The 26138-nt window shown below is 72.1% G+C and carries 28 protein-coding genes; 10 read left to right on the top strand and 18 right to left on the bottom strand.

The window, feature by feature from the left end; all coding sequences use genetic code 11:
* Positions 1-148 precede the first annotated feature (148 nt).
* Positions 149-1084, bottom strand: a complete 936-nt coding sequence (gene hemC, locus AC07DI_RS07900) for a hydroxymethylbilane synthase (protein WP_478902949.1) — start codon at positions 1082-1084, stop codon at positions 149-151.
* A 243-nt stretch (positions 1085-1327) separates the two neighbouring features.
* On the opposite strand from hemC, the gene AC07DI_RS07895 reads away from it, so the two are divergent.
* Positions 1328-1804: a GNAT family N-acetyltransferase gene (locus AC07DI_RS07895; RefSeq protein WP_384259705.1), complete on the top strand. Its 477-nt coding sequence runs from the start codon at positions 1328-1330 to the stop codon at positions 1802-1804.
* Positions 1805-1864: 60 nt separating this feature from the next.
* Here AC07DI_RS07895 and AC07DI_RS07890 read toward each other — a convergent pair whose 3' ends face one another.
* From AC07DI_RS07890 to AC07DI_RS07855, 8 genes are all read right to left on the bottom strand, one after another.
* Positions 1865-3442: an MFS transporter gene (locus AC07DI_RS07890; RefSeq protein WP_478902948.1), complete on the bottom strand. Its 1578-nt coding sequence runs from the start codon at positions 3440-3442 to the stop codon at positions 1865-1867.
* Positions 3443-3508: 66 nt separating this feature from the next.
* Positions 3509-5050, bottom strand: a complete 1542-nt coding sequence (locus AC07DI_RS07885) for an MFS transporter (RefSeq protein ID WP_478902947.1) — start codon at positions 5048-5050, stop codon at positions 3509-3511.
* A 135-nt stretch (positions 5051-5185) separates the two neighbouring features.
* The gene (locus tag AC07DI_RS07880) at positions 5186-5779 is read right to left on the bottom strand and encodes a sigma-70 family RNA polymerase sigma factor (protein WP_478902946.1); all 594 of its coding nucleotides are present in this window, start codon (positions 5777-5779) and stop codon (positions 5186-5188) included.
* Between the two features lie 116 nt (positions 5780-5895).
* A complete protein-coding gene (locus AC07DI_RS07875; RefSeq protein WP_478902945.1) occupies positions 5896-6636 on the bottom strand; it encodes a hypothetical protein in 741 nt (246 codons plus the stop codon).
* A 252-nt stretch (positions 6637-6888) separates the two neighbouring features.
* On the bottom strand, positions 6889-8172 hold the full coding sequence (locus AC07DI_RS07870) for a cation:proton antiporter (RefSeq protein ID WP_384259716.1): 1284 nt from the start codon (positions 8170-8172) through the stop codon (positions 6889-6891).
* Positions 8173-8176: 4 nt separating this feature from the next.
* On the bottom strand, positions 8177-8662 hold the full coding sequence (locus AC07DI_RS07865; protein WP_384259718.1) for a cation:proton antiporter regulatory subunit: 486 nt from the start codon (positions 8660-8662) through the stop codon (positions 8177-8179).
* A 162-nt stretch (positions 8663-8824) separates the two neighbouring features.
* Positions 8825-9211, bottom strand: coding sequence for a hypothetical protein (locus AC07DI_RS07860; protein WP_478902944.1), 387 nt, complete (start codon positions 9209-9211; stop codon positions 8825-8827).
* A gap of 233 nt (positions 9212-9444) precedes the next feature.
* Entirely contained in the window at positions 9445-10992 is a 1548-nt protein-coding gene (locus AC07DI_RS07855; RefSeq protein WP_478902942.1) for an ATP-dependent DNA ligase, read from the bottom strand.
* A 647-nt stretch (positions 10993-11639) separates the two neighbouring features.
* On the opposite strand from AC07DI_RS07855, the gene AC07DI_RS07850 reads away from it, so the two are divergent.
* Positions 11640-12053, top strand: coding sequence for an SsgA family sporulation/cell division regulator (locus AC07DI_RS07850; RefSeq protein WP_478902940.1), 414 nt, complete (start codon positions 11640-11642; stop codon positions 12051-12053).
* A gap of 70 nt (positions 12054-12123) precedes the next feature.
* Here the strand turns inward: AC07DI_RS07850 and AC07DI_RS07845 are convergent, their stop codons facing one another.
* Positions 12124-13323, bottom strand: coding sequence for a D-alanyl-D-alanine carboxypeptidase family protein (locus AC07DI_RS07845; RefSeq protein ID WP_478902939.1), 1200 nt, complete (start codon positions 13321-13323; stop codon positions 12124-12126).
* Positions 13324-13575: 252 nt separating this feature from the next.
* On the opposite strand from AC07DI_RS07845, the gene AC07DI_RS07840 reads away from it, so the two are divergent.
* Positions 13576-13734 carry a hypothetical protein gene (locus AC07DI_RS07840; RefSeq protein WP_478902937.1) on the top strand — a complete coding sequence of 53 codons (159 nt, stop codon included), beginning with the start codon at positions 13576-13578 and terminating at the stop codon, positions 13732-13734.
* A 162-nt stretch (positions 13735-13896) separates the two neighbouring features.
* Here the strand turns inward: AC07DI_RS07840 and AC07DI_RS07835 are convergent, their stop codons facing one another.
* A complete protein-coding gene (locus AC07DI_RS07835; RefSeq protein ID WP_478902936.1) occupies positions 13897-14385 on the bottom strand; it encodes a glutathione peroxidase in 489 nt (162 codons plus the stop codon).
* Between the two features lie 11 nt (positions 14386-14396).
* The gene (locus tag AC07DI_RS07830; RefSeq protein ID WP_478902935.1) at positions 14397-15173 is read right to left on the bottom strand and encodes an ABC transporter permease; all 777 of its coding nucleotides are present in this window, start codon (positions 15171-15173) and stop codon (positions 14397-14399) included.
* Positions 15174-15339: 166 nt separating this feature from the next.
* Here AC07DI_RS07830 and AC07DI_RS07825 point away from each other — a divergent pair, with 166 nt between their 5' ends.
* The 3 genes from AC07DI_RS07825 to AC07DI_RS07815 all read left to right on the top strand — a co-directional run bounded on the left by AC07DI_RS07825 (position 15340) and on the right by AC07DI_RS07815 (position 17931).
* Entirely contained in the window at positions 15340-16425 is a 1086-nt protein-coding gene (locus AC07DI_RS07825) for an S-(hydroxymethyl)mycothiol dehydrogenase (RefSeq protein ID WP_478902933.1), read from the top strand.
* Positions 16425-17081, top strand: coding sequence for an MBL fold metallo-hydrolase (locus AC07DI_RS07820; RefSeq protein WP_384259753.1), 657 nt, complete (start codon positions 16425-16427; stop codon positions 17079-17081). Before AC07DI_RS07825 ends, AC07DI_RS07820 begins: the two co-directional genes overlap by 1 nt.
* A 136-nt stretch (positions 17082-17217) precedes the next feature.
* Positions 17218-17931 carry a DUF2470 domain-containing protein gene (locus AC07DI_RS07815; RefSeq protein WP_384259755.1) on the top strand — a complete coding sequence of 238 codons (714 nt, stop codon included), beginning with the start codon at positions 17218-17220 and terminating at the stop codon, positions 17929-17931.
* Here the strand turns inward: AC07DI_RS07815 and AC07DI_RS07810 are convergent.
* Both AC07DI_RS07810 and AC07DI_RS07805 read right to left on the bottom strand, forming a co-directional pair.
* Positions 17896-18183 (bottom strand): DUF1232 domain-containing protein, encoded by a 288-nt coding sequence (locus AC07DI_RS07810; RefSeq protein ID WP_384259758.1) that lies wholly within the window; start codon positions 18181-18183, stop codon positions 17896-17898. The genes AC07DI_RS07815 and AC07DI_RS07810 overlap by 36 nt on opposite strands.
* Before the next feature lie 72 nt (positions 18184-18255).
* A complete protein-coding gene (locus AC07DI_RS07805; protein WP_478902930.1) occupies positions 18256-19077 on the bottom strand; it encodes an inositol monophosphatase family protein in 822 nt (273 codons plus the stop codon).
* Positions 19078-19241: 164 nt separating this feature from the next.
* Here AC07DI_RS07805 and AC07DI_RS07800 point away from each other — a divergent pair, with 164 nt between their 5' ends.
* The gene (locus AC07DI_RS07800) at positions 19242-20015 is read left to right on the top strand and encodes an SDR family NAD(P)-dependent oxidoreductase (protein WP_384259762.1); all 774 of its coding nucleotides are present in this window, start codon (positions 19242-19244) and stop codon (positions 20013-20015) included.
* A 189-nt stretch (positions 20016-20204) separates the two neighbouring features.
* The gene (locus tag AC07DI_RS07795; RefSeq protein ID WP_478902929.1) at positions 20205-20483 is read left to right on the top strand and encodes a DUF4190 domain-containing protein; all 279 of its coding nucleotides are present in this window, start codon (positions 20205-20207) and stop codon (positions 20481-20483) included.
* A gap of 74 nt (positions 20484-20557) precedes the next feature.
* Here AC07DI_RS07795 and AC07DI_RS07790 read toward each other — a convergent pair whose 3' ends face one another.
* Entirely contained in the window at positions 20558-21793 is a 1236-nt protein-coding gene (locus AC07DI_RS07790) for a lactonase family protein (RefSeq protein ID WP_478902928.1), read from the bottom strand.
* Between the two features lie 303 nt (positions 21794-22096).
* On the opposite strand from AC07DI_RS07790, the gene AC07DI_RS07785 reads away from it, so the two are divergent.
* Positions 22097-22390, top strand: coding sequence for a hypothetical protein (locus AC07DI_RS07785; RefSeq protein WP_478902926.1), 294 nt, complete (start codon positions 22097-22099; stop codon positions 22388-22390).
* 82 nt (positions 22391-22472) lie between these two features.
* On the opposite strand, the gene AC07DI_RS07780 is transcribed toward AC07DI_RS07785, so the two are convergent.
* The 3 genes from AC07DI_RS07780 to AC07DI_RS07770 all read right to left on the bottom strand — a co-directional run bounded on the left by AC07DI_RS07780 (position 22473) and on the right by AC07DI_RS07770 (position 25372).
* Positions 22473-23489, bottom strand: coding sequence for a glutathione S-transferase family protein (locus AC07DI_RS07780; protein ID WP_478902924.1), 1017 nt, complete (start codon positions 23487-23489; stop codon positions 22473-22475).
* Positions 23486-23794, bottom strand: a complete 309-nt coding sequence (locus AC07DI_RS07775; RefSeq protein ID WP_478902922.1) for a hypothetical protein — start codon at positions 23792-23794, stop codon at positions 23486-23488. Before AC07DI_RS07775 ends, AC07DI_RS07780 begins: the two co-directional genes overlap by 4 nt.
* A gap of 84 nt (positions 23795-23878) precedes the next feature.
* On the bottom strand, positions 23879-25372 hold the full coding sequence (locus tag AC07DI_RS07770; protein ID WP_384259776.1) for a cytochrome P450: 1494 nt from the start codon (positions 25370-25372) through the stop codon (positions 23879-23881).
* 108 nt (positions 25373-25480) lie between these two features.
* On the opposite strand from AC07DI_RS07770, the gene AC07DI_RS07765 reads away from it, so the two are divergent.
* Positions 25481-26089 carry a TetR/AcrR family transcriptional regulator gene (locus AC07DI_RS07765; RefSeq protein ID WP_478902920.1) on the top strand — a complete coding sequence of 203 codons (609 nt, stop codon included), beginning with the start codon at positions 25481-25483 and terminating at the stop codon, positions 26087-26089.
* Positions 26090-26138 lie beyond the last annotated feature (49 nt).

The following is a 26138-nucleotide window of genomic DNA, read 5'->3' as shown; positions in this document are numbered from 1 at the left end:
CAACTGGCGGGCGGGTGAGGGGTGTTGGCGAAGGTGAGGCTGCGGCAGGTCGTGGTCGTGACAGCTGGCCGAGGGGCCGGGCGTCCTGTCCCCCAGACGTACGTACGTACGCGTGTATGTACGCGCCGTCCGCGTCACCCCTCCCGGTTCAGTGCGCGATGCCGTCGATCAGCTCCCGCGCACCCTGACGCAGCAGTGCGACGGCCACGGATGTGCCGAGCGTCGCGGGGTCGAGCGGGCCCGCCCACTCGTGCGCGTTGAGCACCGTCTTGCCGTCGGGCGTGAACACGCAGGCGCGCAGTGACAGGTCGCCGCCGCGTTCCGACCGCGCGTACCCGGCGATCGGCGAGTTGCAGTGGCCCTGCAGGACGTGCAGGAACATGCGCTCGGCGGTCGCCTCCCGCCAGGCGTTCTTGTCGCCCAGATCCGTCACGGCGTCGATGGTCGCGGTGTCGTCCTCGCGGCACTGCAGGGCGAGGATGCCCGCTCCGATCGGCGGGCACATCGTCTCCACCGACAGGATCTCGCTGGCCAGCTCGGGGCGGCCGATACGGTCGAGGCCCGACTGGGCGAGCAGCAGCGCGTCGGCGTCGCCCGCGGCCAGCTTCTCCAGCCGGCGGCCCGCGTTGCCACGCATCGGAACGCACTCCAGCTCCGGGTGCGACGCCGCGAGTTGCGCCACCCGGCGGACCGACGACGTGCCGATGCGGGTGCCTGCGGGCAGCTCGTCCAGGGTGAGCCCGCCCGGGTGGATGAGCGCGTCGCGGATGTCGTCCCGCTTGAGGAACGCGGCGAACGTGGTGCCCGCCGGAAGCGGCCGGTCCGCGGGTACGTCCTTGACGCAGTGCACCGCGAGGTCCGCCTCGCCCGCGAGGAGCGTGGCGTCGACCTCCTTGGTGAAGGCTCCCTTGCCGCCGAGTGCCGCCAGGTCACCCATCCAGCGGTCCCCGGAGGTTGTCACCGGTACGACCTCGGTGCGGATGCCGGGATGCAGCGCGGCGAGTTCGGTGCGGACGCGCTCCACCTGGGCGAGGGCCATGGGGGAGGAGCGGGAGACGATGCGGATCAGCTCAGGAACGGACATGCGGTCCACGATAAGGGCTCCGGGGCGGTGGTTCGGACAGGCGTCCAGCTGATCAAACGACCGTAGGCGTGGGCGAGTTGGCCCCCGGAGGGGCGGCCGGGGTGACCCTCGCCCACCCATCACCGCCTGCCCACCACCACCCGCCCCCCGCCACTCTCCACATGCGTACGCCCCCACCCCCTCATAACGTAAGACCCACGCGCCCGCGGCCCGCCGCCGCGCCGCCCCCCCTCTGGAGGCCCCATGCCCAGCCCCACCGCGCCGGAGCGTTCGGAGTCGATCGTCCTCGAACCGATGACGGCCACCCATCTGGCCGACGTCCTCGGTCTGGGCCGGCGGGTCTACGACACGTCCGTGAAGCCGTACACGTCCTGGTCGCTCTCCGCGGTCGCCCGGCACATGGACAACGAGGCGTCCGCCTGCTGGGTCGCGCTGGACGGCGGCCGGCACCTCGCCGGGTTCGTGCTCGGCTCCATGGGCTTCGACCAGCGCGCCGACTGGGGGAACCTGGAGTGGATCGCGAGCGCCCCGGAGTACCAGGGGCGGGGCGTCGCGAGCCGCCTCGTGAAGGCGTGCTGCGCGACGCTCGCGGAGGCGGGGGCGAGCGCCGTAGTGACCGACGTCGAGTCGAGGAACACCGCTTCGGCCACGCTGATGAGGCGCAACGGCTTCGAGGCGAGTGTGTCGGTGACCTTGTTCGTACGAGAGACGCCCCGGTAGGCGGAAGCGCCCGCATCGCCTGCCCCTCTGCCGAGCCCGCTTCGCCCGCCGCGTCCGGCGTCACCCTCCGCAGCGCCCGCCGGGTTCCAGCGGCGGCGCCTCGACGCCCAGGCAGGTCTTGCACCGCGGCTCGTTGCCGTGTTCGCCGTGCCAGGCCGGTGCGGTGGTGCGGACGAACATGGCCGCCGCGACCGCCGCCAGCATGAACAGCGCCGCACAGGCCACGGCCGCCTTGCCGAAGGCGGTGTTCAGCGCGTCCGGATCCGCGTACGCCGTGCCGGACAGGCCCACCGCGAGCGGCAGTCCGGCCACGACGAGCAGCTGTGCGATGCGTGCCGCCGTGTTGTTGACGCCGCTGGCGAGCCCCGCGCGGTTCGCGTCCACCGAGGCGAGCACGGTCGCCGTGAGCGGCGCCACGAACAGGCTCATGCCGAGGCCGAGGACGACCACCGCGGGCAGCACCTCGGTGACGTATGCCGCCCCGGGCCTGATCCGCAGCATGAGCAGCACGCCCGCGGCCGCCACCGAAGGACCCGCGACGAGCGGGGGCCGTGGGCCCAGGCGCCGCGCCAGATCACCGGCGGGCGCGGAAAGGAGCAGCATCAGGACGGTGATCGGCAGCGTCGCCGTGCCCGCCTGCAACGCGTCGTAGCCGAGAGTCGTCTGCAACTGCACCGGCAGCATGAACAGGATTCCGCCGATCGCCGAGTACAGGCACAACGTCATGACGTTGGCCGCGGTGAAAAGGCGCGAGCGGAACAGTCCGAGGGGCAGCATCGGGTTCCGTCCGCGGCGCTCGACCATGACGAAGGTGACGCCCGCCGCGAGGCCCAGAACGCCCGGCAGGACCGTGCCGACCGTCGATGTGTCACCGGACGCGCCGATCAGCGAGAAGCTGATTCCTGCGAGGAACAATGCGGCGAGGCACGCGCCGGGCACGTCGAACGGCTGCTCGGCCACCGTTTCGTCGCGGCTCTCGGGTACGTGCCGCACCGCGAACAGGACCAGCGCGGCCAGCGGCACGTTGATCAGGAAGATCCACCGCCAGCCGGGCCCGTCGATCAGCCAGCCGCCGAGGAAGGGGCCGACGGCCCCCGCCACACCACCGAGCCCCGACCACGCGCCCACCGCGCGGGCCTGGTCCTCGGGGCGGTACGAGGCGCGGACGAGCGCCAGCGAACCGGGCGTGAGCAGCGCGCCCCCGATGCCCTGGAGCGCGCGGGCCGCGATCAGTGTCCCGGCGTCCTGTGCCAGCCCGCACAGCGCGGACGCCGCCGCGAACCAGACCACGCCGACGACGAGGGTGCGGCGGCGCCCGATGCGGTCGCCGAGCGCGCCGCCGAGCAGGAGGAGCGCCGAGAGCGTGAGCATGTAGGCGTTGACGACCCACTGCAAGGCCGAGATCGACGTGCCGAGGTCACGGCCGAGCGTCGGCAGGGCGACATTGACGACGGTTCCGTCGAGCAGCGCCATGCCCGAGGCGAGCACCGCGCACAGCAGGACCCAGCGCCCGCGGGCCGAGGCAAGCGCGACACCGCCGTCGGCAGTGGAAGCCGGGTCTGCGCCGGGAGCCGGGCGGCCTGCGCCTGGAGCAGAGCCGCCCGCACCGGAGGCCGAGCCCGGACTCGCAGCAGCCATCGTCACACCGCCCCGCGTGAAGCCATCGTCACACCGCCCTCTACGTGGACCGCCTTGTGGACCGCCCTACATATGAACCGCACCGCTGTCCGTCCCCGTGGCAGCCGGCGCCCCTCTGCGATACAGGACGACGGTAACGACGAGGCCGATCGCGAAGAAGAGAGCCGACCACCAGTACGCGGTCGAGTACGACTGCATCGCCGCCTGGGCCCGCGCCTGTGGCGTCGGCTTCCGGCCGGCCAGGTAGTTGGACGCGGCCGTGGTGGCGAGCGTGTTGAGCAGGGCTGTGCCGATCGAACCGCCCACCTGCTGGCTGGTGTTGACCATCGCGGAGGCCACGCCCGCGTCGTGGGCCGCGACACCGGCCGTCGCCATGCTCATCGCGGGGGCGAAGACGAAGCCGAGGCCGAGTCCGGCGACGAGCAGCGGCGGCAGCACGTGTGCCGCGTAACCGCTCGTCACGTCGAGAGCGGTGAGCCAGGCCATGCCGGCGGCCGCGAGCCCCATGCCCAGCGGCACGATCGGCTTCGCCCCCATCCGCGGCACCAGGCTGTTGGTGGTCACCACCGAGGCCACCACCATCACCGCGACCATCGGCAGGAACGCGAGACCGGTCTTGACCGGCGTGTACTCCAGGATCTGCTGGAGGTAGTACGTCAGGAACAGGAACACCCCGAACATGCCCGCGCCGGAGATGAACATCGCGAGGAACGACGCCCCGCGGTCCCTGTCGAGGACGACCCGCAGGGGCAGCAGCGGATGCGCGGCGCGCGTCTGCCACCATCCGAACGCGGCGACCAGTACGGCGCCGACCACCAGGAAGCCCCAGGTCAGGACGGAGCTCCAGGCGTGTGTCTCGGCGTTGGAGAAGCCGTACACGATGCAGAACAGTCCGGCCGACACCAGGAGGGTGCCGGGCACGTCCAGCTTCGGCCGGTCCGGCGGGGCGCCCGCGTGCAGCAGGCGGGCGCCGCCGCCCATGGCGAGCGCGGCGAACGCGAGGTTCACGTACAGGCACCAGCGCCAGTTCAGATACTCGGTGAGCACGCCGCCGAGCAGCAGGCCCACGGCGCCGCCCGCACCCGCGATCGCGCCGTAGATGCCGAAGGCTTTGGCGCGCTCCCGGGGGTCGGTGAACGTGGTCGTGAGCAGGGACAGGGCGGCCGGTGCGAGCAGCGCGCCGAACAGGCCCTGCAGCGCGCGGGCCGCCACCAGCATCGAGAAGCTGGTCGCCGCGCCGCCGATCGCGGACGCCACCGCGAATCCGGCGAGCCCGGCCAGGAAGACGATCTTGCGCCCCACCAGGTCGGCGATCCGGCCCCCGACCAGCAGCAGGGAACCGAAGGCGAGGGCGTAGGCGGTGACGATCCACTGGCGGTTGCCGTCGGAGAACCCGAGATCCTGCTGGGCCGATGGCAGCGCGATGTTCACGATCGTCGCGTCAAGTACCACCATGAGCTGGGCGATGCCGACCACCGCGAGAATGAGCCAGCGGTGCTCGTGACGGCCGCCGCCCCGGTAGGGCGCGGCGCCCGCGGGCCCGCTCCCGGGCGGCGCGGGATCCCGCGTGGGCGAGGGCTCCGGAACAGGCACGGCTTCACGGTCCATGGTGTCCTCCCAACACCCCCGCCCCACGCTAAACGCCCTGATCGGGTGACGCGACCGGGGTCGCCGCGGCCCGGCCGGGACCTCCCGCGAGAGAAGGCCCCGACGCGGCACCGGACCGCTGGACGGCGGGGTCCGCTACCCGGCCCGGTCCGCGGCGAGCAGCAGCTCGCCCACCCGTTCCCGGGCGCGCGCGACGCGCGAGCGCACGGTGCCGATGGGGCAGCCGACGGCGTCCGCCGCGTCCGCGTACGGCAGACCGGCGAGCTGGGTCAGCACGAACGCCTCACGGCGCGGAGCGTCGAGCGACTCCAGGAGGTCGAGCAGCGCCACGCCTTCCTCGAAGCCCGGGAGCCCGCGCGGCTGGGCCCGCTCGGCGGCGGCCTGCCAGTCGCCGGTGTCGGCGATGCGCGGCCGGGCGGCCGCCGAACGGAAGCGGTCCGCGACGGTCCGGCGCGCGATGGCGAGCAGCCAGGTGCGCGCGGAGGACCGGGCGGCGTAGCCGTGCAGCGAGGTCATGGCCCGCAGATACGTCTCCTGGGTCAGGTCGTCGGCGCTGTGCGGATCGCCACTGAGATGGGCCACGAAGCGCCAGACATCGCGCCGGGTGGCCCGCACGAACTGCTCGAACGCCTGGGCGTCGCCGTCGCGGGCCGCCAGCGCCCACTGGGTGATCGATTCGTCGCGGGCCAGGTCCCCGCCGGGCCGTGACCGCACAAGGGCAGGAGTCATCGCAAAAGGTCCTTCGGTGAACGGAGTTCGGGAAGCGGCGCGCGCACGGCGGGAGTGATGGCCCGGCCTGCGCGGACGCCGAAGATCCGCCCGGCACCTTGGGGCGCGGGCGGTTTTCAGGAACTGACCGGAAGGACCGGCGGACCTCTGCGGGAGACGACGTACTGGAGAAGGACCCCGCGCAGCCGCGGCACGGGCACGAGCGCGCCGACAGGGGGCGTCGACGGGGGGAGGGCGGCGACCAGGACCGCGAGAACGAGGCGCAGCGGCACGAAGAGGGCCGCGGCCAGGGCGCGTCCGCTGCGGAAGACGGCGGCCTCGCCGCGCCACAGCCACAGGGCGCAGACCAGTGCGGCGACGACGTGGGCGAGGAACATGCCGGAGCCGCTGTGTCCGAAGACGGACATGATCCAGTGCGAGACGCCCTGGTCCGGCATGGCGGCGGAGTGGGAGGAGGGGGTGAAGGGGGCGACGGCGGACGGACCGGTGCCGGAGGGCGGCGCCGAGACCGGCATCGGATGGTTCATGTGGTTCATGCCGTCGCCGGCGTGGTGCGGCAGCGCGGGTGCGCGGGACGCGCCGCCGCCGCTCGGTCCCGCGCCCAACCGCTGCGCGAGGCCGAACAGTTCATGCAGGCACAGCTGGGCCGCGACGGTGGCGCCCGTGACGGTCGGCGCCCCGCGCTCGCGCCCGGTGAGCCACCAGGCGGCGGCGACCGTGGCGCCGAACGCGTACGCCACCGCCCACCAGGGCAGCGCGGCACTGGACATCAGGGCGTGACCCAGGGCCGTCGTCACCACGCAGACGGCCGCGAACATCGCGGCTCGTGCGAGGCGGAACGCGGGCCCATAGGTCATGGGCAGCATCGTGCCAGGCGGCGCTGGAGTGCGGCTCGTCGCGCCCGTGAGATGTCTGGAGTGTGCCGAATTGCCGCCATATGTGCCCGCTTGGTGGCCACTTGGGGCGCTACGCATACGTGAGAGCGGTGCGGGCGGTGGACCGGACGGCACGAGGGGAGTGCTGTCCACGTGCCGTCCGAAGGCGTCCGCTCCGGAAGCGTCGCCTGTACGTCCGCGTGCCTGGACGCCTGGACACCTTGGGGGATGACGCTAGGAGCGGTCGGCCGCGTCCTGCCCGTCCAGCGCTTCGACCGCTTCCCGCGGCCCGGGCACCGCGGGCCCCGCATCGGCCCGGGTCCCGGTTCCGGCCCCGGCCCCGGCACCTTCGCGCCGCCGCCCCAGGACGCCACCCGCGTACGCCGCGACGGGCTGCGCGTAACGCGCGGTCAGCGGGCCGACGATCACCAGGATGAGGACGTACGCCGTCGCGAGGGGGCCGAGCGACGGCTCGATGCCCGAGCCGACCGCGAGCCCCGCGATGACGATGGAGAACTCGCCGCGCGCCACCAGCGCGCCGCCCGCCCGCCAGCGGCCCTTGACCGAGACGCCCGCGCGCCGGGCCGCCCAGTAGCCGGTCGCGATCTTCGTCAGCGCGGTGACGACGGCGAGCGCGAGTGCGGGCAGCAGCACCGGCGGGATGCTCGCCGGGTCGGTGTGCAGCCCGAAGAAGACGAAGAAGACGGCGGCGAAGAGATCCCGCAGGGGCGCGAGCAGGGAGTGCGCGCCCTCGGCGACCTCACCGGACAGCGCGATGCCGACCAGGAACGCGCCCACGGCCGCGGACACCTGGAGCTGCTGCGCGATCCCCGCGACGAGGATCGTCAGGCCGAGCACCACGAGCAGCAGCTTCTCGGGGTCGTCACTGGAGACGAACCGCGAGATGAGCCGGCCGTAGCGCACCGCGACGAAGAGGACGAGCCCGGCGGCGCCGAGCGCGATGGCGAGCGTGAGGCTGCCCGCGGCAAGCCCGACACCGGCCAGCAGGGCGGTGATGATGGGCAGGTAGACGGCCATCGCCAGGTCTTCGAGGACCAGGACGCTGAGGATGACCGGCGTCTCGCGGTTGCCGAGCCGGCCGAGATCACCGAGGACCTTGGCGATGACGCCGGACGACGAGATCCAGGTGACACCGGCGAGGACGACGGCGGCGACCGGGCCCCAGCCCATGAGCAGCGCGGCGATGGCGCCGGGCAGGGCGTTGAGCGTGCAGTCGACCAGGCCGGCCGGGTACTGCGTCTTGAGGTTGCTGACGAGGTCGTTGGCGGTGTACTCGAGCCCCAGCATCAGGAGCAGCAGGATGACGCCGATCTCGGCGCCGATGGCCACGAACTCCTCGCTCGCCCCGAGCGGCAGGAGCCCGCCCTCGCCGAACGCCAGCCCGGCCAGCAGGTACAGGGGGATCGGCGAGAACCGGAAGCGGCCCGCGAACCGGCCGAGCAGCCCGAGGGCGAGAATGATCGCGCCGAACTCGATCAGGAAGACAGCGGAATGCACGCGATCACTCCCGCCCGAGTATCGTCGCGGCAGTCTCCACGCCTTCGCGCGTCCCGATCACGATGAGGGTGTCGCCGCCGGCCAGCCGGAAGTCGGGAGTCGGCGACGGGATGGCGTCGGCCCGCCGGAGCACGGCCACGATCGAGACGCCGGTCTCGGTGCGCATCCGGGTCTCGCCGAGGAGCCGTCCGTTCCAGTGCGAAGTGGCCGACAGCAGGACGCGCTCGGCCACGAGGCCCAGGTCGGTGGTGTGCAGCAGGGTGGGGCTGTGGTGCGACGGCATCAGCGCGTCGATCAGCGCGTCGGCCTCGCCCGAGCTGAGCCGCGTCGACAGGGCGCACTCGTCCGGGTCGTCGGACCGGTAGGCGCTCAGGGTGCGTGCCCCGTCCCGGTGTGCGATCACCGAGAGGCGTTGCTGTTCTCGGGTCGTCAGGTCGTACCGGATGCCGATGCCTGGAAGCGGCGTACGGCTGAGTCGTGATGCGGGCACAGCTTCTCCCCTTGCGCGATTGAGTGATCTCCCCCGGTTGTCACCCTATCGGGGCCAAGGATTGGCAAAATCCCACCCATGTCGCGCGGCCCCACCAGGTGTGACGGTCTCGGGTGATGGGGCGAGGCCGCGGCCCGGTGGAGCCAAGGAGGGCGAGCGCCGTCAGTTGGTGATCGTGACGCAGGGCAGGCCGACGCTCGATCCCCCGCGAAAGCCCTCCGCGCAGAGCCGGGTGCCCGCAGGGAAGTGCCGCTGGGGGGAGGCCTGATCCCGGTAGGTCCTGAACTTGGCGACGTCCTCGACCTTGGTGTTGGCGCTCCAGCCGTTGGTGGTCCAGACGCGTGCGCTGATGCGGTTGGGCTGGTTGGTGTTGATCACCGACACCTCGACCCGGCCCAGGTAGGTCCCGGAGTCGTAGGTCTCGATGCAGACCGCGTTGTTGCACCACTTGCCGTCGGCGACCGCCGAAGGACCCGTGGCGATGAGGCAGCCGAGCGCGGCGGCGACGGCGCCGATCCCGGCGGCGAACTTCTGGGTGATGTCGTGCATGGCGGGCGGCCCTCAGAGCCTGTCTTTGAACCCCCGCCTGCGCCCCGGCGCCCGCTGCGCCCGCGCTTCGCGCGGACGAGACGACGGGGGTTCAAAGACAGGCTCTCACGTCTCTTGCGTGGACCCGCTCACAAGCGGCGGGCCCTGTCGGTTGATGCCTACCGGGCCGACGGAACGCCGCCGAGGCGACGTCCGCGCGGCCCCCGCGGACCAACGCGACACAAGATCATGAGTTACGCGGTGGCAGGGCCGCCCGTCCGCAGGACCGTCTCGACCGTGTCCGCCTCTTCCGGGGACTTGTCCTCGCGGTAGCGCACCACCCGGGCGAAGCGGAGCGTGACGCCGGCCGGGTAGCGGGTCGACTTCTGCAGGCCGTCGTAGGCGATCTCGACGACGAGTTCGGGGCGCACGGTCACGACGTAACCGCTGCTGTCGACCGCCAGCTCCTGCAGCCGCTCGGTCTGCCAGGCGAGCATCGCGTCCGTCATGCCCTTGAAGGTCTTGCCCAGCATGGCGAACGTGCCGTCCGGCCGCCGTGCCCCCAGATGCAGGTTGGACAGCTTGCCGGTGCGGCGGCCGTGGCCCCACTCGGCGGCGAGGACCACCAGGTCCAGGGTGTGGACGGGCTTGACCTTCAACCAGGAGGCGCCGCGGCGGCCAGCCTTGTAGGGGGCGTCGAGCGCCTTCAGCACGACCCCCTCGTGGCCTCGCCCCAGCGTCGCCTCGAAGAACTCCTGGGCCTCACCGCGCTGCCGCTCGTCGCCCGGGTCGGCCACGAGCGTGCGCCGCACCCGCATCGGCTCGGGCACCAGGGCCGCCAGCGCCGCGTGGCGCTCGGTGAACGGCAGGTCGAGCAGGTCGCGGCCCGCCACGGACAGGACGTCGAAGAAGACGGGGGACAGCGGCAGTCCGGCCGCCGCCGCGGACACGTCGACCCGCGAACCGACACGCCCCGCGATCTCCTGGAAGGGCCGCGGCCGCCCCTCCCCGTCCAGCGCGATGACCTCGCCGTCCAGGATGAAGTGGGACCCGTCGAGACCGAGCGCCGCTTCGGTCAGCTCGGGCAGCCGGTCGGTGATGTCGTCCAGGGTGCGGGTGTAGACGCGTACGTCGTCCTCGCTGCGGTGGACCTGCACACGGATGCCGTCGAGCTTCTCCTCGACCGCGCACGCCCCCAGCTTGTCGATGCCGTCGGCGACGGACCCGGCGCTGTGCGCGAGCATCGGCAGGACGGGACGGCCCACGGTCAGCCGGAACTCGTCCAGCGCCTGCGCGCCGCGCGCCAGCAGCGCCTGGGCGACGGGGCTCACGGAGCCGGCGAGCATCACGGAACGCCGCACGGCGTCCGCGGGCGTCTCCGTGGCGAGCGCGAGCCCTTCGACGGCGAGCGCGTCCAGCGCGCCCTGGCGCACCTCGCCGGTGAGCAGCCCGATCATGAACCGCTGCTCGTCGGCTGTCGCGGCGCCCATCAACTCCCCGACCAGGCGCTTGCGTTCGGTCTGCGAACCGGCACCGGACACCGTGCCGATCGCGGTCAGCGCCGCGTCCACGCCGCGCACCGTCAGCGTCGGCTCGTCGGCGGGCGGCCCCGCGTCCCGCAGCGTGCTCCAGCCGATGCCGAGCCGCCCCTGGGGCAGCCGGCTCGCCAGGTAGGGGATGACGACCGGTACGTCGTCCGGCTCGGCGGCCCGGAACAACTCGGCGAGCAGCGCGATCTTCTTGGACCGCGCCGAGGTGGCGGCCACTTCCTTGGAGACGTGAGCGAGCCGGGCAAGCAGCATGAGCCCATCCTGCACCGGGCCCGTGCGCGGCGCATGACCGGACCTCCCGGTGGGCCTTGGCCCCGGCGGAGTGCGGACCCAACCGCGCTGTGCGGAGGCCGTCTTCGGCGCCGGTGGGCACTGCGGGCCGGAGGGCGGTTCAGGTGTGACTGCGGAGGTCCGGCCTAGGCCATTCGGCCGAGGCGGTCGACGGCGGCGGTCCGCTCCCGTGTGCGCGGGAGGCGCTCCGCGGGCGGTGGACGGTGCGGCGTCCGCGGCCCTCGCGCGGACCGCCGCACCGCGGTGACGGGCGGTTTGCCGCCGACGGCGGGGACGAATCGGGCGGTGGCGGGCGCTTCGGCGACGAGGCGTCGACGCCGAGCTGGGGGTGTACACGACAAGACGAGGGTGATGTTGCGAGAAGACACGCGTGTACTCGTCTGTGGCGGGCACCCGGACGGCGTGACGGTCGATTCCATCGCTTCGCCGGGCGGCTCGTCGGCCGAACCGGCGGGCATGGCGGATACGAATGCAAGGTGAGTGATGCAGGTCACATGGATATCTCGGCGCATGGGCGTAATGACGCCCCTTTGTCCGGGGTCCTAAGAGCACAGGAGCCCCCGCAACCGGAACGCCGAGAAAAGAAACACCAGAAGTGGAGTCCGACCATGGCCGTCGCCCTCGAAGAGCCCGCCCGCGCCCGTCTCGTCACCCCCGAGGGCCGTGAGCGCGCCCTTCCCGTGGTCCTGCGCTACTCGGCGGAAGACCCCCTGGCCGTCCAGATGACCTTCCCCTCCGAGGCGTCCCTCGACGGCGTCGAGGTCACCTGGATCTTCGCCCGCCAGCTCTTGGAGGACGGGCTCAGCGCCCCGGCGGGCAGCGGCGACGTGCACATCTGGCCGTGCGGGCGGGCCCAGACGGTCCTGGAGTTCCACGCGCACCAGGGACTCGCCCTGGTGCAGTTCGACAAGATCACGCTGCGCCGCTTCCTCGTGCGGTCGTACGCCGTGGTGCCCGCGGGCGGCGAGGTGGAGAGCCTGGACCTTGACACGGGACTCTCGCGCCTGCTCGGCAATGTGTGAGCGGTACTCCGGTATCGCGGGTTCCTGGCGTTCCGGGACCTACGGCGTTCCGTACAGATGACACAGGCTCTCAATCGGCGACGTCTCCCGAGTTCTTGCGACGGGCCACCGTAGCCGCCCGGCGCCGGGCCGCCACCACACAGCCCGCGAGCAGGGCGACCGCTCCGGCGGCGACCAGCAGGATCGCGGACCAGTCGGAGTTCCCCGAGTCCGCGCTCAGGGCGACCTTCCCGACCGCGTGGGCGGGCGCGGGCGTCGTCGGGGGCTTCGAAGGCGGCAGCAGCGAACCCACCGGCTGCACCTTGCCGGCCGCCGAGAACCCCCAGTCCAGCAGCGACCTCGCCTCCTCGTACACGGCTCGCCCGCCGCCCGCCTGGGGGTTCATCACCGTCACGACGAGGGTGCGTCCGTCGTGCTGGGCGGCGCTGATCAAGGTGGAGCCCGCGTGGCTCGTGTAGCCGTTCTTGACGCCGAGCAGGCCCGGATAGGGCGCCACGCCGTCGGCGCCGGTCAGCAGCCGGTTGGTGTTCTGGATGGGGTACGACCAGCCGCCCGCGGGGAACTGCGCGACACGGGTCGAGCAGTAGCGGGTGAACTGCGGATCGGTGAGCCCGGCCCTGCCGAAGACCGCCAGGTCGTACGCCGACGAGACCTGCCCCGGGGCGTCGTAGCCGTCCGGCGACACCACGTTGGTGTCCCGCGCGCCGAGCTCCCGGGCCTTGACGCGCATGTCGTGCACGGTCTTGTCCAGGCCTCCGTTGAGCCCCGCGAGGACGTGCACCGCGTCGTTCCCCGAGCTGAGGAAGACGCCACGCCACAGGTCCGAGACGCGATAGGTGCGCCCCGCAGCCACGCCGACCGTGCTGCTGCCCTCGCCGATGCCGTCGAGCTCGTGCTCGGAGACGACGTGCCGCATGCCGGCGTCCAGCCGGGGGAGCGTCGCCAGAGCGAACAGGGACTTCAGTGTCGAGGCGGGCGGCAGCCTGCGGTGCGCGTCCCGTGCGGCGAGCACCTCGCCCGTACGGGCGTCCGCCACCACCCAGGCGAGCGCGCTCACGTCAGCGGGCAGCCCGGGGGCCCCGGGGCCCGGCCTGACCTGGACGCCGGGCCGGTCCAGGAGGACGGAGGAGTAGGCGGGCACGGGGCGCGGCGGTGCCGGTTCGGCCGGTACGTCGGTGGCCGCGGCCGGTGAGGACAGGAGGACCAGAGCCCCGAGCGCTAGGGCCGCGGTACGTACGGAGGAGGGGCGCGGAAGGTGCCTGATGACCATTCAGTCACCGTATGAGCGCCGCTCGAACTCCGCAGATCGGCTTGGTCCGGCTGAGGTAGCGACGTGGTCCCAGCGGCCTGGACCGCAGCGCCTCCGCACCGACCACCGGTTCACCCGAAGGGACCGGCTGGGCGGGCGCCCCGCAGCCGGTCGTAGCGAGAGTGAAGCAGCCGGAAGCCGTATCCGGCGGCATCGCCGAGAACCGAGAACCGGTCGGCCCGCCCGCTGCGCTGGACGAAAGGGGAGAGCATTGTGGCCGATGACGAGCTGCTCGCCCCTGTCCACACCCGGGAGGCGGTGAGCGCCGCCGAGCAGGGACGCCGGGACGAGGCCCGGGGGCTGCTGCGCGAGGCGCTGCTGGCCGAGCGCGCGTACGAACCGGTCCCTCACTCCGGGGACGGCTGTCGGTAACCGGATGCTGCCCGCCAAGAAGTGATCCCGGCCGTCGCACCCAGGAAACCCAACCCCCCGGCGCCCGCCCCACGAACACGTGGACGGGCGCCGGGTACCAGGACACGCTCGGCATGATCCTCACCCACCACGCGTCCGCCTCCGTGACGGAGCCGACCCGGGTCAGGCCGGAAGATGCTCCTCGATCGCGGCGACGAGCTCCGGGGAGTCGGGCTCGGTCTGCGGCGAGAAGCGGGCCACGACGTCACCGGACGGACTGATGACGAACTTCTCGAAGTTCCAACGGATGTCGCCGGTGTGGCCCTCCGCGTCCGCCGTGCCGACGAGCTTCGCGTACAGCGGATGGCGGCCCTCGCCGTTGACGTCGACCTTCTCCGTCATCGGGAAGGTCACGCCGTACGTCGCCGAGCAGAACTCGGCGATCTCCTGGGACGTGCCGGGCTCCTGGCCCATGAACTGGTTGCAGGGCACGCCGAGCACGCTGAAGCCGCGCGCCGCGTACTGCTCGTGGAGCCGTTCGAGACCCGCGTACTGCGGAGTGAGTCCGCACTTGGAGGCGACATTGACGACCAGGACGGCCTTGCCCTCGTACTGACGCAGGTCGGCGGGGCCGCCCTGCAGCGCGCCGATTTCTTCTTCGTAGACAGACATAGTGACCGACCCTACGCCCCGCGGTGCAGCCTGCCCCGGGCGACCAGCTCGACCGTGACGGCCACGGCGACCGACTGGACCGCCATCAGGGCGATCAGTACGAAGAGCTGCACCGCTCCGGCGAGCACCGGGGAGGCGCCGCCGAGCAGCATGCCGACGAAAGCGCCGGGCAGGGTGACGAGGCCGACGGTGCGGGTCTGGTCGAGTCCGGGCAGCAGCGCGTCCGACGCGGCCGGGCGGACGATCTCCAGGCGGGCCTCACGGTCGGCGAGGCCGAGGGCCATGCCGGCCTCGAACTCGCCGAACCGGGTGCGCAGTTCGTCGAGGGAGCGGCGGCCCGCCAGGACCGTCGCGGTCAGCGCCCCGCCGATGAGGATGCCCGTCACGGGGATCATCGCGACACCCCGTACGGGAACCAGCCCCGCCAGCGCGAGCCCGGTCACCACCGGCACGACGGGGCCCGCGATCGGCAGTGCCGCCCACACCCACGTGCCGTTGGGCGTGATGCGGCGCCCCGCGGTGCGCACGGCGACGGCGGTCATGAGGAGCAGGAAGCCGAACAGCGCCGGTGTGTGGTGCACGACCCAGCCGATCGCCAGGGAGACGGCGGCCAGCTGGGCGGTGGCGCGCACCCCCGCGATCACGATCTCGCGGCCCCTGCGGCGCGATCCGTCGGGGGCGAGCCGGACGACGGCCGCCGTCGTCGCGGCCACCAGGAGCAGTACGAGCAGAGCCACGGCGAGCGCGGTGTTGACCGGCAGCAGGGCCTGGGCGGCGAGGTTGCGCACGGCCTCACCCTAGGGTGCGGGGGCCGTCTCCCCGGCGCGCCGGGGCCATGGCTTTGCCGCGCGTCTGCGCCCCGGCACTCGTACAGGCCGGTGGCTGCTGTGCGAGGGGGCTCGACCTGCGACGATGTGACGGGTAAGACGTCGCGGAAACAGAAGGGCTGAACTCATGGCGCAGCAGGTGCGGGGCGTGGTCGCCCGCGCGAAGGGCGAGCCGGTGCGGATCGAGACGATCATCGTTCCGGATCCGGGGCCGGGAGAGGCCGTGGTGAAGATCCAGGCGTGCGGTGTCTGCCACACCGACCTGCACTACCGCGAGGGCGGGATCAACGACGACTTCCCGTTCCTGCTCGGCCACGAGGCGGCGGGCGTCGTCGAGTCGGTCGGCGACGGCGTCACGGAGGTCGCGCCCGGCGACTTCGTGATCCTCAACTGGCGTGCGGTGTGCGGCCAGTGCCGCGCGTGTCTGCGCGGCCGCCCCCAGTACTGCTTCGACACGCACAACGCGAAGCAGAAGATGACGCTCACCGACGGCACCGAGCTCTCGCCCGCGCTCGGCATCGGCGCCTTCGTCGAGAAGACCCTGGTCGCCGCCGGGCAGTGCACCAAGGTCGACCCGGCCGCCTCGCCCGCCGCGGCCGGCCTCCTCGGCTGCGGAGTCATGGCAGGCATCGGCGCCGCCATCAACACCGGCAACGTCGGCCGGGGCGACTCGGTCGCGGTCATCGGCTGCGGCGGCGTCGGCAACGCCGCGGTCGTCGGCGCCCGTCTCGCGGGCGCCGCGCGGATCATCGCGGTGGACATCGACGACAAGAAGCTGGAGACGGCGAAGGGCCTCGGCGCCACGCACACCGTCAACTCCCGCTCCGCCGATCCCGTCGAGGCCGTGCGCGAGCTGACCGGGGGCAACGGCGCCGACGTCGTCATCGAGGCGGTCGGCCGCCCGGAAACGTACGAGCAGGCCTTCTACGCCCGCGACCTGGCAGGCACGGTCGTCCTGGTCGGCGTCCCGACCCCGGAAATGAAAATCGAGCTTCCGCTGCTCGACGTCTTCGGGCGCGGCGGCGCGCTCAAGTCGAGCTGGTACGGCGACTGCCTGCCGTCCCGCGATTTCCCGATGCTCATCGACCTGTACCAGCAGGGGCGCCTTGACCTGGACGCGTTCGTCACGGAGACCATCGCGCTCGAAGACGTGGAGAAGGCCTTCGAGCGCATGCACCACGGCGACGTCCTCCGCTCGGTGGTGGAGTTCTGATGGCGGCCGAGGCCACGAGCGACGCGTCCGGCGTGCGCATCGACCACCTCGTCACGTCCGGGACCTTCTCCCTGGACGGCGGCACCTGGGAGGTCGACAACAACGTATGGATCGTGGGTGACGACCGCGAGTGCCTCGTCATCGACGCCGCGCACGACGCGGACGCCATCGCGGCGGTGGTGGGGGAGCGCAGGCTCGTCGCGATCGTCTGCACGCACGCCCACGACGACCACATCGACGCGGCCCCCGCGCTCGCCGCCCGCACGGGTGCGCCCATCCTGCTGCACCCGGCCGACGCGGAGCTGTGGAAGCAGACACACCCCGACCGCGCCCCGGACGGCGAACTCGGTGACGGGCAGGAACTTGCGGTGGCCGGCACGGTCCTGAAGGTGCTGCACACGCCCGGCCACTGCCACGGCGCGGTCAGCCTGCACGCCCCCGGGCTCGGCACCGTCTTCACCGGCGACACGCTCTTCGCCGGCGGTCCCGGCGCGACGGGCCGCTCCTTCAGCGACTTCCCCACGATCGTCGAGTCCATCAGGGAACGGCTGCTGACGCTGCCGCCGGTGACGGTGGTCCGGACCGGGCACGGCGACAGCACCACGATCGGCGACGAGGCGCCGCACCTTCAGGAGTGGATCGCCAGGGGGCACTGACCGGTCGACCCGATTGACCTGCACCTCATGACACCTCATGGCCTCGCGTGGTTCGCCGCGCGGGGCCATGAGGCGTACTGGCCCTGTTCCGAGATCTCGGTTAAGTTAGGCAAGGCTTACCTAATGGAGGTTGAGGATGGGTGTCCGTCAGAGCAGCACGACCGTGCCCACGGCGGCGGCACGCGCTCGTTCCGTGCTCGCCAGCGCGTGGTCCTGCGCGGTGACCACAGAGATCGGCAGGGACGAACTCGTGGGCGCGCACAGCGTCACCGACGACGGCAGGATCCGGCTGTCACCGCCCGACGACAGCGCGCTCGCCGCCGCCCTGATCTGCGCGCCCCGCGGCGAACCGGCCACCCTGCTGGAGTTCGCCGACGTCGCGCCGGTGCCGCTCAGGGACCGGATCCGGGCCCGGCTCCGGCTGTCCGGGTCGTTGGCGTACGACGGGCAGGATCTGATCCTCGAGCCGACCAGCGCCGTGCTGCACGACTCCACGGGGGAGCGGCTGGGCATCGAGCCCGACGAACTCGCCCTGACCGTGCCCGACCCGCTCACCGAGGCGGAGCCGCGCCTGCTCACCCATCTCGCCGACGCCCACCCGGACGCCGTCGAGCAACTCACCCGCCTCATCAGCCCCGACAGCCTCCAGGGAGTGGTGCGGGTACGCCCCCTCGCCATCGACCGGCACGGCATCTCCCTGCGCCTCGAACGCGCCCGCGGGCAGGCGGACGTCCGCCTGCCGTTCCACCGGCTCGTCGAGGACGTCACGCAGGTGACGGAGTGTATGCACGCGCTCCTGATGAAGGCGCGCCTCTCAACCGCGCGGCGCGGACGGACCGTCGGGGGCTGACCGCATCGACCGCAGTGCCAGCACCAGTACCCCGATGTCGTCGAGGAAGATGGGGTCGGGCAACAGATCGGTGGGCAGCACGAGATAGGCGACAGCGGCCCAGAAGACCCACTGCCGCTCGACGGGAAGCCCGGCTCTGCGCAGGGCGCGCCGGGTCCGGACGAGGCGTACGAGCAGTACGACGGCGACGGCGAGGGTCGCGGCGACCAGAAGGGCGGCGCCGACGAGAAGTGCGGTCAGGTCCGTGCTCATACTCATCTACGTTAGCCAGACCGAAGCCCTACGTCCGGTTTCCGCGCCCGCGGCGGTGGCGGCCTTCGGTGCTCACTGGCCGCCGCCGCGGATCATCGCGATCAACCGCCCGTGGGTCTCCGCGTCGGCCGCCGCCACAAGACCGCGGCCCCCCGCTCCGACCGGAGCGCCGTCGACCCCGGTGACCACGCAGCCCGCGGCCCGGCACAGGGCGATGCCGGCGGCGAAGTGCACGCTCCCCGACAGGTCGCCGCCGTCGGTGACGTACGCCGCCCGCTTGCCGGCCGCCACCCAGGCCAGGGCCAGGGTCGTGGAGACGACCCTGGGCCGGAACCGTTCGACGAACTCGGGGTGGGCGAGCAGATCCACGCCCCGGAACCCGGGCGCGCCGGGGAACGGCGGATCCAGATTGACGTCCACCAGCCGGGTGGCTGCCGTCGGCGCCAGCGGCGCATCGCTTCCCTCGTGCCGCACCCCGGCGGTCTCGCCGTCGGTGAAGAACACCTCACCGCTGAACGGGTCGGCCACCGCCGCGGGCCCGTCGCGCAGCGCCACGTTGACGGCCACCAGCATGGCGCCGACGGCGTAGTTCAAGGTGCCGCACAGGGGATCCACCAGCCATTGGCGCGCGGTGTCGGCGGCACCCCGCTGCCCGCCCTCCTCGCCGAGCATCGCGTCATCGGGGCGGGCGGCACGGATCACGCCGAGGATCTCCTTCTCGGCCGTGACGTCGGCGGCGGTGGCGAAGTCTCCGGCGCCCTTGTCGATACGGGCGAGGTGGCGGCCGTACATGGCACGCACCACGTCCGCGCCCGCACGCGCGGCGGCTATCGCGATGTCCGTGTCGTTGTCGGCCGAGTCCGCGGATGAGTTGTTCGCGTAAGAGTTGATCACGTGCGGGAGGCTACCGGGGCGCGTACGCCCACGCGTTGGGGGCGAAGCGGACCCGTACCGAACCTGTCGAGCGTGGGCGAACAACGCGGCGAACCCCTCCATTGTGGGAGATCTCATGATCATTGAGAGGTGCGGTCCCGGGCCGCAGCGGCTTTACTCACGTCATGACCGAAACGAATGGACTGCTGGCCGGCAAGGCCGTAATGATCACGGGTGCGTCGAGCGGGATCGGTGAGGCGGCGGCCCGCCTGTTCGCCGCCGAGGGGGCGGCGGTCCTGCTGATGGCCCGCCGCGAGGACGTACTGCGCAAACTCGCCCAGGAGATCAACGACTCCGGCGGCCGGGCGGCGGTCAGCGCGGGCGACGTCGCGGTCGCCGAGGACGTACAGCGTGCCGTCGACGCGACGCGCGAGCACTTCGGCGCCCTGGACGCGGCGTTCAACAACGCGGGTTACGCGGGCGAGGAACTGGCGCCTCTCCACGCGCTCGACCAGGCCGTCTTCGACCGCACGATGGACGTCAACGTACGCGGCACCTGGAACTGCCTGCGTTCACAGATCCCCGTGATGCTCGAAGCGGGGAAGGGCGCGATCGTCAACACGGCGAGCACCGCGGCCATGGTGGCCACCGGCGCCCCCGTGCCCTACGTCGCCGCGAAGCACGCGGTACTCGGCATGACCAGGGCCGCCGCGGCCGAGTACGCCGCGCACGACATCCGCATCAACACGCTCGTCGTCGGAACCACCCGCACGGAGATGATCAGCCAGGTGGTCGAGACGCGACCGGAGCTGGAAAAGGCCTTCGTCGCCCGCCAGATGCAGAAGCGCATGGCCGAGCCGGTCGAGATCGCCCAGGCGGCACTGTGGCTGTGCAGCGACCGCGCCTCGTTCTCCACGGGGTCGGCGCTCGCGGTGGACGGTGGCCTGACGTCCAACTAACGGGAGGCAGGCCCCCGTTGTCCCGCTTACGCAGTACAACGGGGGCCTTTTCGCTCGCCGCCGCTCTACTGCCGGCTGTCGCCACTGTGTCCGCTCGGCAGACTAGGAATCGGAGTTCGGGGCACTCGGAGTTGCGTCACGCAATACGGGAATTCGATCTCAGGAATTCGATCTCCGAGAGGTGTGGTCATGTCGGCTTACGGCAGTTCGTCAGCGGCTTCTTCCGGTTCGCGGACTAATGGTCTTGCGGTAGCCGGTCTTGTCTGCGGCATCGTCGGCTTCTTCTTCCTCAGCTTCATCCTCGGTCCGCTCGCGATCGTCTTCGGTGTCGTCGCCCTGCGTCAGAAGGCGGGCAGCGGGGGCATCGCGAAGGCGTCCGTCATTCTGGGCGTCATCGACGTGGTCCTGTTCATCGTGCTGCTGGCCGTCGCCGCCTCCGGTGGGTTCAACTGGTACATCGGCGGGTGATCGCGCGTAACGAAAGACGAGTTGCGGGGGCGCGGTGAGCGGTTTGTCACTGGAGCGCCGTGCATGACGCTCCGTCACAGCGGTAGCACGCACACCGCGACCGGCGCCGCGAACGGCTTCTCCGTGCGGCGGAGTTCACCGCTCCGCCCGTCGACGTGGAAGACGCTCACCGAATTCGACTTCTGATTCGCGGTGAACAGGAGTCGCTCGGACGGGGAGAGCGCCAGGTGCCGGGGGAAGTCCCCGCCGACGGAGACCGTGTCCAGGAACCGCAGCCCGGCGCCGTCCCGCTCGATCGCGTACCGGGCGATGCTGTTGTGCCCCCGATTGGCGAGGTAGGCGAAGCGTCCCTCGCGCGTCACCACGAACTGGGCCGGGTAGTTGGTGCCCTCGTCCGCACCCGTCGGCTGCGGCTCGCCAGGTGAGAGGCGGCCGGTGACGGGGTCGTACGCGCAGACCACGACCGTGTTGTCCAGCTCGTTGGCGAGGTAGGCGAAGCGGCCCGAGGGGTGGAAGGTGAGATGGCGCGGGCCCGCGCCCGGGCGCAGACTCGCGTGCGAGACGCGGCCGAGGGTGCCCGCCTTGTCGTCGAGGCGGTAGGTGTAGACGGTGTCGTTGCCGAGGTCGACGGCGAGGACGTGCCGGGCGTCCGGGGACGTACTGATCTGGTGGGCGTGCGCCCCCTGCTGGCTGGGGCCGGGCGACGGAGTGGAGTGCGTGACCAGATCGGTCCGTTCCCCCAGCGCGCCGGAGGCTCCGATGGGGTGGACGGCCACACTGCCGGAGGCGTAGTTGGCGCTGAGCAGCCAGCGCCCGCCCGGGTGCACGGAGAGGTGACAAGGGCCCGCGCCGCCGGTGTCGCGGGTGCCGAGTACCCGGTGGTCGCCGGTGGGGGAGAGCGCGACTGCTGTCACGCCGCCCTTCTCGCGCTCGTCGACGGCGTAGAGGGTGCGGCCCGAGGGGTGGAGCGCCAGGTATGAGGGGTCGGGGACGCCGGTGAGGGTGCCGGTGCCGGTGATCCGCCCCGTCGTGTCGTCGTACGTCGCCAGGCCGATACCCCGGCCGCCGCCCTCCTGCGAGGTATACGTCCCCAGGAACAACTGCCGCTCGCGGCGCGGGCGGTGCGCGACGGAGGAGGCGGCGGCCCGGTGGGTGGGGGCAGGTCGCTCGCTGCCCCTCGAAGCCGACGAGGCGCAGCCCGAGACGGAAGACACCGCGCCGGCGGCCACCGCACCCATCAGCGCGCCGATGACCCGCCGCCGCCCCGGGCTGCCCCCGGAATCCGTTGCCGACCCTGATCCGCTGTTCATACCTACACCTCGTGTGTCGGTGGTGACGGATGTGGCAGACACAGTGTCCCGTACGCGTTGGAGCGGACAAGAGGTATGACCGCTCGTGTTCGATGCGCGGCAGAAGGGGAGCGGCTCAATGGCGCAGGCCCGGGCGAGCCGTGAAGGTCCACCTGAGCCTCAGCCCAACCCTCACCCTAAAGCTGAGGTTGAGGCGGCTATCGACCCCGGCAAGGACAGGCTCTGCCCCTGCGGGGCACAGGTGTAGCCCGAGCGGCCGACTGGCGAGGTGGTCCCGCAGGTCACCGTGGAAGAGTTCCGGGCATGACCGAAGCGTATCTGTACATGGCAAACCCCCGGATCACGGTCCTCGGCGTCCAGCCCGGGCACCCGCCGTTCCGCATCGTGGAGATCGACGGAGAGGTCGTCGGCAAGGCGAAGACCGTCACCGACGTCCTGGACGCGGCCGCCATGGCGGGCATCACCGTGCACGACCTGGACGACCCGGACGCGGTGCGCTGGGTGGGCGGCGACCAGTTCACCTGGCGGGCGGTCGGGGACCGAGCTCAGGGCCGGGCCGAGGAACCACTCGCGGACCCGGGAGGCGCGGCCGGCTGACCCGGCGGGCCGGGCCTCGCCGGGACGAGCCGGATGGAAGTCAGGGCGGGGAACTCAGGGCAGGACAGTCAGGGCGCGGACATCAGGGCCGCCCGCTCGCGCCCACCTCCTCCCCGGCAGGAACAGGCCCCGGCGGCGTGCCGTCGCCGAACGGCCGCCCGCCCAGCTCCTCCCGGTGGTGCGGTGTCAGCCACCCGGAGAGGTCCGGGCCCAGGGGCACGACGGCGGTCGGGTTGATGCCCGTGTGCACCTGGTAGTAGTGCCGCTTGATGTGGTCGAAGTCGATGGTGTCGCCGAAACCCGGGGTCTGGAAGAGATCCCGGGCGTACGCCCACAGCACCGGGTCCTCCGCCAGCTTGTGGCGGTTGCACTTGAAGTGGGCGTGGTAGACGGCGTCGAACCGCACCAGTGTGCTGAACAGGCGGATGTCCGCTTCGGTGAGGGTGTCCCCGACCAGATAGCGACGGGTCGCCAAGCGCTCGGAGGTGAGCTCCAGACGGCGGAACACATCGCGGTACGCCGCTTCGTACGTCGACTGGTCCGGGGCGAAGCCCGCCCGGTACACGCCGTTGTTGACGTCGCGGAAGATGCCCTCCATGACGGTGTCGATCTCGTCGCGCAGCGGCTCGGGGTACAGATCGGGCGCGCCCTCGCGGTGCAGGGCCGTCCACTCCGTGGCGAGGTCGAGCGTGATCTGCTGGAAGTCGTTCGTGACCAGTTTGCCGCTGGGCACGTCCACGATCGCGGGCACGCTGACCCCGCCGGGGTAGCCGCTCTCACGCGCCTCGTACGCCTCGCTCAGGAAGCGGATGCCGAGGACCGGGTCGCGGTCGTCCGGATCCAGCGTGAACCGCCAGCTCCGGTCGTCCTGGATGGGGTCGGTGACGCCCAGTGAGAGGGCGCCCTCCAGACCGAGCAGCCGCCGCGCGACGAGCGCCCGGCCCGCCCAGGGGCAGGCCCGGCTCACCACCAGCCGGTAGCGCCCCTCCTCGACGGGCCAGCCGTCCCGGCCGTCCGCGGTGATGCGGTCCGCGAAGTGGCTCTTGGACCGCTTGAACTCCTTGTGGCCGTACGAGGCGTTGCCCTGGTCCTCGCTCATGACTGGCTCCCTTCTCGGGCGCACGAGCGAGTCATCGGCACCCGCTCGGCATGGGTGCCCCCGGCTGTGGCGCGCGAGGGCGGGGGCGGTGCGAGGTCGTAGATCCGGTCGATCAGGGCCGCTTCGTTGCCCGCGAGGCCCGCGCGGCGCAGCGCTTCGTCGGCTTCCGCGATCGGACCCGCAAGCAGCGTCGCCGCGGCCACGGGAGAGACCGACGCGGAGTCGGAGAGTGCGGCGCGCGCCGTGTGCAGCAGGCGCAAGCAGGCCTGGGCGGCGAGCAGTTCCTCGGACGTCGTGCCGGTCATGTCGAGCGACTCCTCTGCGCTGGGTGACGTACGGCATCGTGAGATGCCACCTCCACTCTCGCGCACGGGTCTGACAACGGCGCCCTACGCGGCCGGGGCGCGGCGGGTCAGCCGCAGCGTGAGGCCGTCCGGCATCAGGGTGAGACGCTCGGCGACGCGCAGCCGGTAGCCCGGATCGGCGTGCAGGTCGTAGCGGCGCAGCAGCAGGCCGAGCACCAAGGTCGCCTCGTGCAGCGCGAACTGACGTCCGATGCAGGCCCGGGCGCCGGTACCGAACGGCTTGAAGACATGGGCGGGCCTGGCGCGTACGGCCGAAGGGGCGAACCGGTCGGGGTCGAACTCCTCGGGGCGCTCGCCCCACGCCGCCGGATCGCGGTGCAGCATCGTCGCCAGGACCAGCGCCCACGCGCCGCGGCGCATCGGATGGACGCCCCCGAGGACGGTGTCCTCGCGGGCCTCGCGGGCGAACCCCGGAGCGGTCGGCCACAGTCGCAGCGACTCGTCGAGGACCCGCCGCAGATAGCGCAACTTGGCGACCTGCTCGTACGCGGGTTCGTCCTCGGCGCCCCAGACCTCGTCGACCTCTGCCCGCGCGCGGGAGAGCACTTCCCGGTTGCGGGAGAGGTAGTGCAGCGCGAACGACAGGGCACCGGACGTCGTCTCGTGCCCGGCGACCAGGAACGTGATGACCTGGCGGCGGATGTTCTCCGCGGTGAGCCGCTCCCCGGTGTCGGGGTGGGCGACCTCCAGCATGCGGTCGAGCAGATCGCCCTGGCCGCCCCGCCCGGGCGCGGCACGGCGGGCGGCGACCACCGCGTCGACGGTGCGGTTGAGGTACGCCATGTCGGCGTCGTTGCGCCGGTCGGCGCCGCGCAGCAGCAGCGGGGACAGCAGGGGCGGGACCACGTTGCGCCGCTGCGCGTAGGAGAGGGTGCCGACCATCGCCGACACGAAGGGGTGCGGCGCGGAGCGTTCGAAGGAGCCGAAGTCGTGCCCGAAACCGGTGCGGGCGATCGTCTCCAGCGTCAGCTTCGTCATGTCGCCCGGCACGTCCACGGCCCGCCCCGCCGACTCCCGCTCGTCCCAGCGCGCCGTCAGCTGCCGCGCCACGTCCAGCATCAGCGGGTGGTAGCCCGCCATCGCCTCACGGCTGAAGCCGGGCGCGAGGATGTCGTGGGCCAGCTGCCAGTTGGGCTCGTGGTTGTACGCCGTGAAGAGCCCGTCGCCCGCCACCGGGCGGAGATTGGCGACCCCGAGGCCCACGTGCTTGGCGAACCGCGACTCGTCGGCCATGTCCGCGGCGAGTTCCGCGCCCCACACGAAGACGAACTCCTTGCCGAACGCCTTGCGCCGGAAGATGGGGCCCAGCCTGCGGGCCAGCTTCATCGAATCCTGGAGCGGGGTGCGGACGTCGGCGCCCAGGATGTCGCCGAGCAGCGGCAGCCGACGCGGCGGATGCGGTATCCGGTGCAGCTCGGGCCAGCCGAGCTCGGCGCTGCGGAACCCCTTCGGGGGAGGGGTGGGCGCGGCCTGCCCGTCAGGACCGTTCGCCGCCGCGGACCGCGTCGTCTGCGCCATGTGCCCATCTCCCTTGTCCGACGGGCCCGTTGGGCCTGTTGTACGTGGATTCAACAGGAGATCCCAGTCTGGTACCGCTATTGAATTCGCGTCAAGTAAGGTGCCTGCATGGCCGCGAATCCGCAGGAGCGCACGCGCCGCAGACTGAGCACCGAGGAGCGGCGTGAGCAGCTGCTTTCGGTCGGGGCGCGGCTCTTCGCGCAGAAGCCCTACGACGATGTGTGGATCGAGCGGGTCGCCGAGATCGCCGGTGTCTCGCGCGGCCTCCTATACCACTACTTCCCGACCAAACGGGACTTCTTCGCCGCCGTCGTGCACCGTGAGAGCGAGCGCATGCTGCGCCTGACGGCGGCCGAACCGGGACTGCCGGTCCGGGAGCAGATCACCACCGGCCTCGACGCGTTCCTCGGCTACGTGGAGAGCCACGCCCAGGGATTCCGCGCCTTCCACCGGGCCGAGGCGGCGGGTGACCCGCTGGTCCGCGAGGTCTACCGCAACGGCCTCGCCGCCCAGGAGCGGCAGATCCTCGCCGCTCTCGCCGCGGACCCGGACGCCGCGGACATCACCCAGGACCTGCCGGCGCTGCGCCTGGCCGTGCGGGGCTGGCTCGCGTTCATGGTGGCCGTCTGCCTGGAGTGGCTCGAGGCACCGGACCTGACGCGCGGGCAGGTACGCGACCTGTGCGCGAAGGCGCTGCTGGGCGCGATCACGCGCTGAGGCGGAGCGTTCCGCGCGTTGCGCGGGTTCAGCGGCAGGCCCGGCAGGC

This window comes from Streptomyces sp. NPDC044106 (assembly GCF_056433985.1).
The sequence above is the reverse complement of the archived record's forward strand: the minus strand, read 5'-3'. Positions and strand labels throughout refer to the sequence as shown.

Bases quoted from the DNA above. Each gene is read 5' to 3' on its own strand.
- AC07DI_RS07770 (WP_384259776.1), bottom strand. From the start codon at position 25,372: ATGGCGCAGACGACGCGGTCCGCGGCGGCGAACGGTCCTGACGGGCAG.
- AC07DI_RS07815 (WP_384259755.1), top strand. From the start codon at position 17,218: ATGGGTGTCCGTCAGAGCAGCACGACCGTGCCCACGGCGGCGGCACGC.
- AC07DI_RS07880 (WP_478902946.1), bottom strand. From the start codon at position 5,779: ATGACTCCTGCCCTTGTGCGGTCACGGCCCGGCGGGGACCTGGCCCGC.
- AC07DI_RS07785 (WP_478902926.1), top strand. From the start codon at position 22,097: ATGACCGAAGCGTATCTGTACATGGCAAACCCCCGGATCACGGTCCTC.
- AC07DI_RS07795 (WP_478902929.1), top strand. From the start codon at position 20,205: ATGTCGGCTTACGGCAGTTCGTCAGCGGCTTCTTCCGGTTCGCGGACT.
- AC07DI_RS07885 (WP_478902947.1), bottom strand. From the start codon at position 5,050: ATGGACCGTGAAGCCGTGCCTGTTCCGGAGCCCTCGCCCACGCGGGAT.
- AC07DI_RS07875 (WP_478902945.1), bottom strand. From the start codon at position 6,636: ATGACCTATGGGCCCGCGTTCCGCCTCGCACGAGCCGCGATGTTCGCG.
- AC07DI_RS07855 (WP_478902942.1), bottom strand. From the start codon at position 10,992: ATGCTGCTTGCCCGGCTCGCTCACGTCTCCAAGGAAGTGGCCGCCACC.
- AC07DI_RS07825 (WP_478902933.1), top strand. From the start codon at position 15,340: ATGGCGCAGCAGGTGCGGGGCGTGGTCGCCCGCGCGAAGGGCGAGCCG.
- AC07DI_RS07765 (WP_478902920.1), top strand. From the start codon at position 25,481: ATGGCCGCGAATCCGCAGGAGCGCACGCGCCGCAGACTGAGCACCGAG.
- hemC (WP_478902949.1), bottom strand. From the start codon at position 1,084: ATGTCCGTTCCTGAGCTGATCCGCATCGTCTCCCGCTCCTCCCCCATG.
- AC07DI_RS07850 (WP_478902940.1), top strand. From the start codon at position 11,640: ATGGCCGTCGCCCTCGAAGAGCCCGCCCGCGCCCGTCTCGTCACCCCC.
- AC07DI_RS07810 (WP_384259758.1), bottom strand. From the start codon at position 18,183: ATGAGCACGGACCTGACCGCACTTCTCGTCGGCGCCGCCCTTCTGGTC.
- AC07DI_RS07775 (WP_478902922.1), bottom strand. From the start codon at position 23,794: ATGACCGGCACGACGTCCGAGGAACTGCTCGCCGCCCAGGCCTGCTTG.
- AC07DI_RS07860 (WP_478902944.1), bottom strand. From the start codon at position 9,211: ATGCACGACATCACCCAGAAGTTCGCCGCCGGGATCGGCGCCGTCGCC.
- AC07DI_RS07790 (WP_478902928.1), bottom strand. From the start codon at position 21,793: ATGAACAGCGGATCAGGGTCGGCAACGGATTCCGGGGGCAGCCCGGGG.
- AC07DI_RS07890 (WP_478902948.1), bottom strand. From the start codon at position 3,442: ATGGCTGCTGCGAGTCCGGGCTCGGCCTCCGGTGCGGGCGGCTCTGCT.
- AC07DI_RS07780 (WP_478902924.1), bottom strand. From the start codon at position 23,489: ATGAGCGAGGACCAGGGCAACGCCTCGTACGGCCACAAGGAGTTCAAG.
- AC07DI_RS07800 (WP_384259762.1), top strand. From the start codon at position 19,242: ATGACCGAAACGAATGGACTGCTGGCCGGCAAGGCCGTAATGATCACG.
- AC07DI_RS07820 (WP_384259753.1), top strand. From the start codon at position 16,425: ATGGCGGCCGAGGCCACGAGCGACGCGTCCGGCGTGCGCATCGACCAC.
- AC07DI_RS07835 (WP_478902936.1), bottom strand. From the start codon at position 14,385: ATGTCTGTCTACGAAGAAGAAATCGGCGCGCTGCAGGGCGGCCCCGCC.
- AC07DI_RS07895 (WP_384259705.1), top strand. From the start codon at position 1,328: ATGCCCAGCCCCACCGCGCCGGAGCGTTCGGAGTCGATCGTCCTCGAA.
- AC07DI_RS07845 (WP_478902939.1), bottom strand. From the start codon at position 13,323: ATGGTCATCAGGCACCTTCCGCGCCCCTCCTCCGTACGTACCGCGGCC.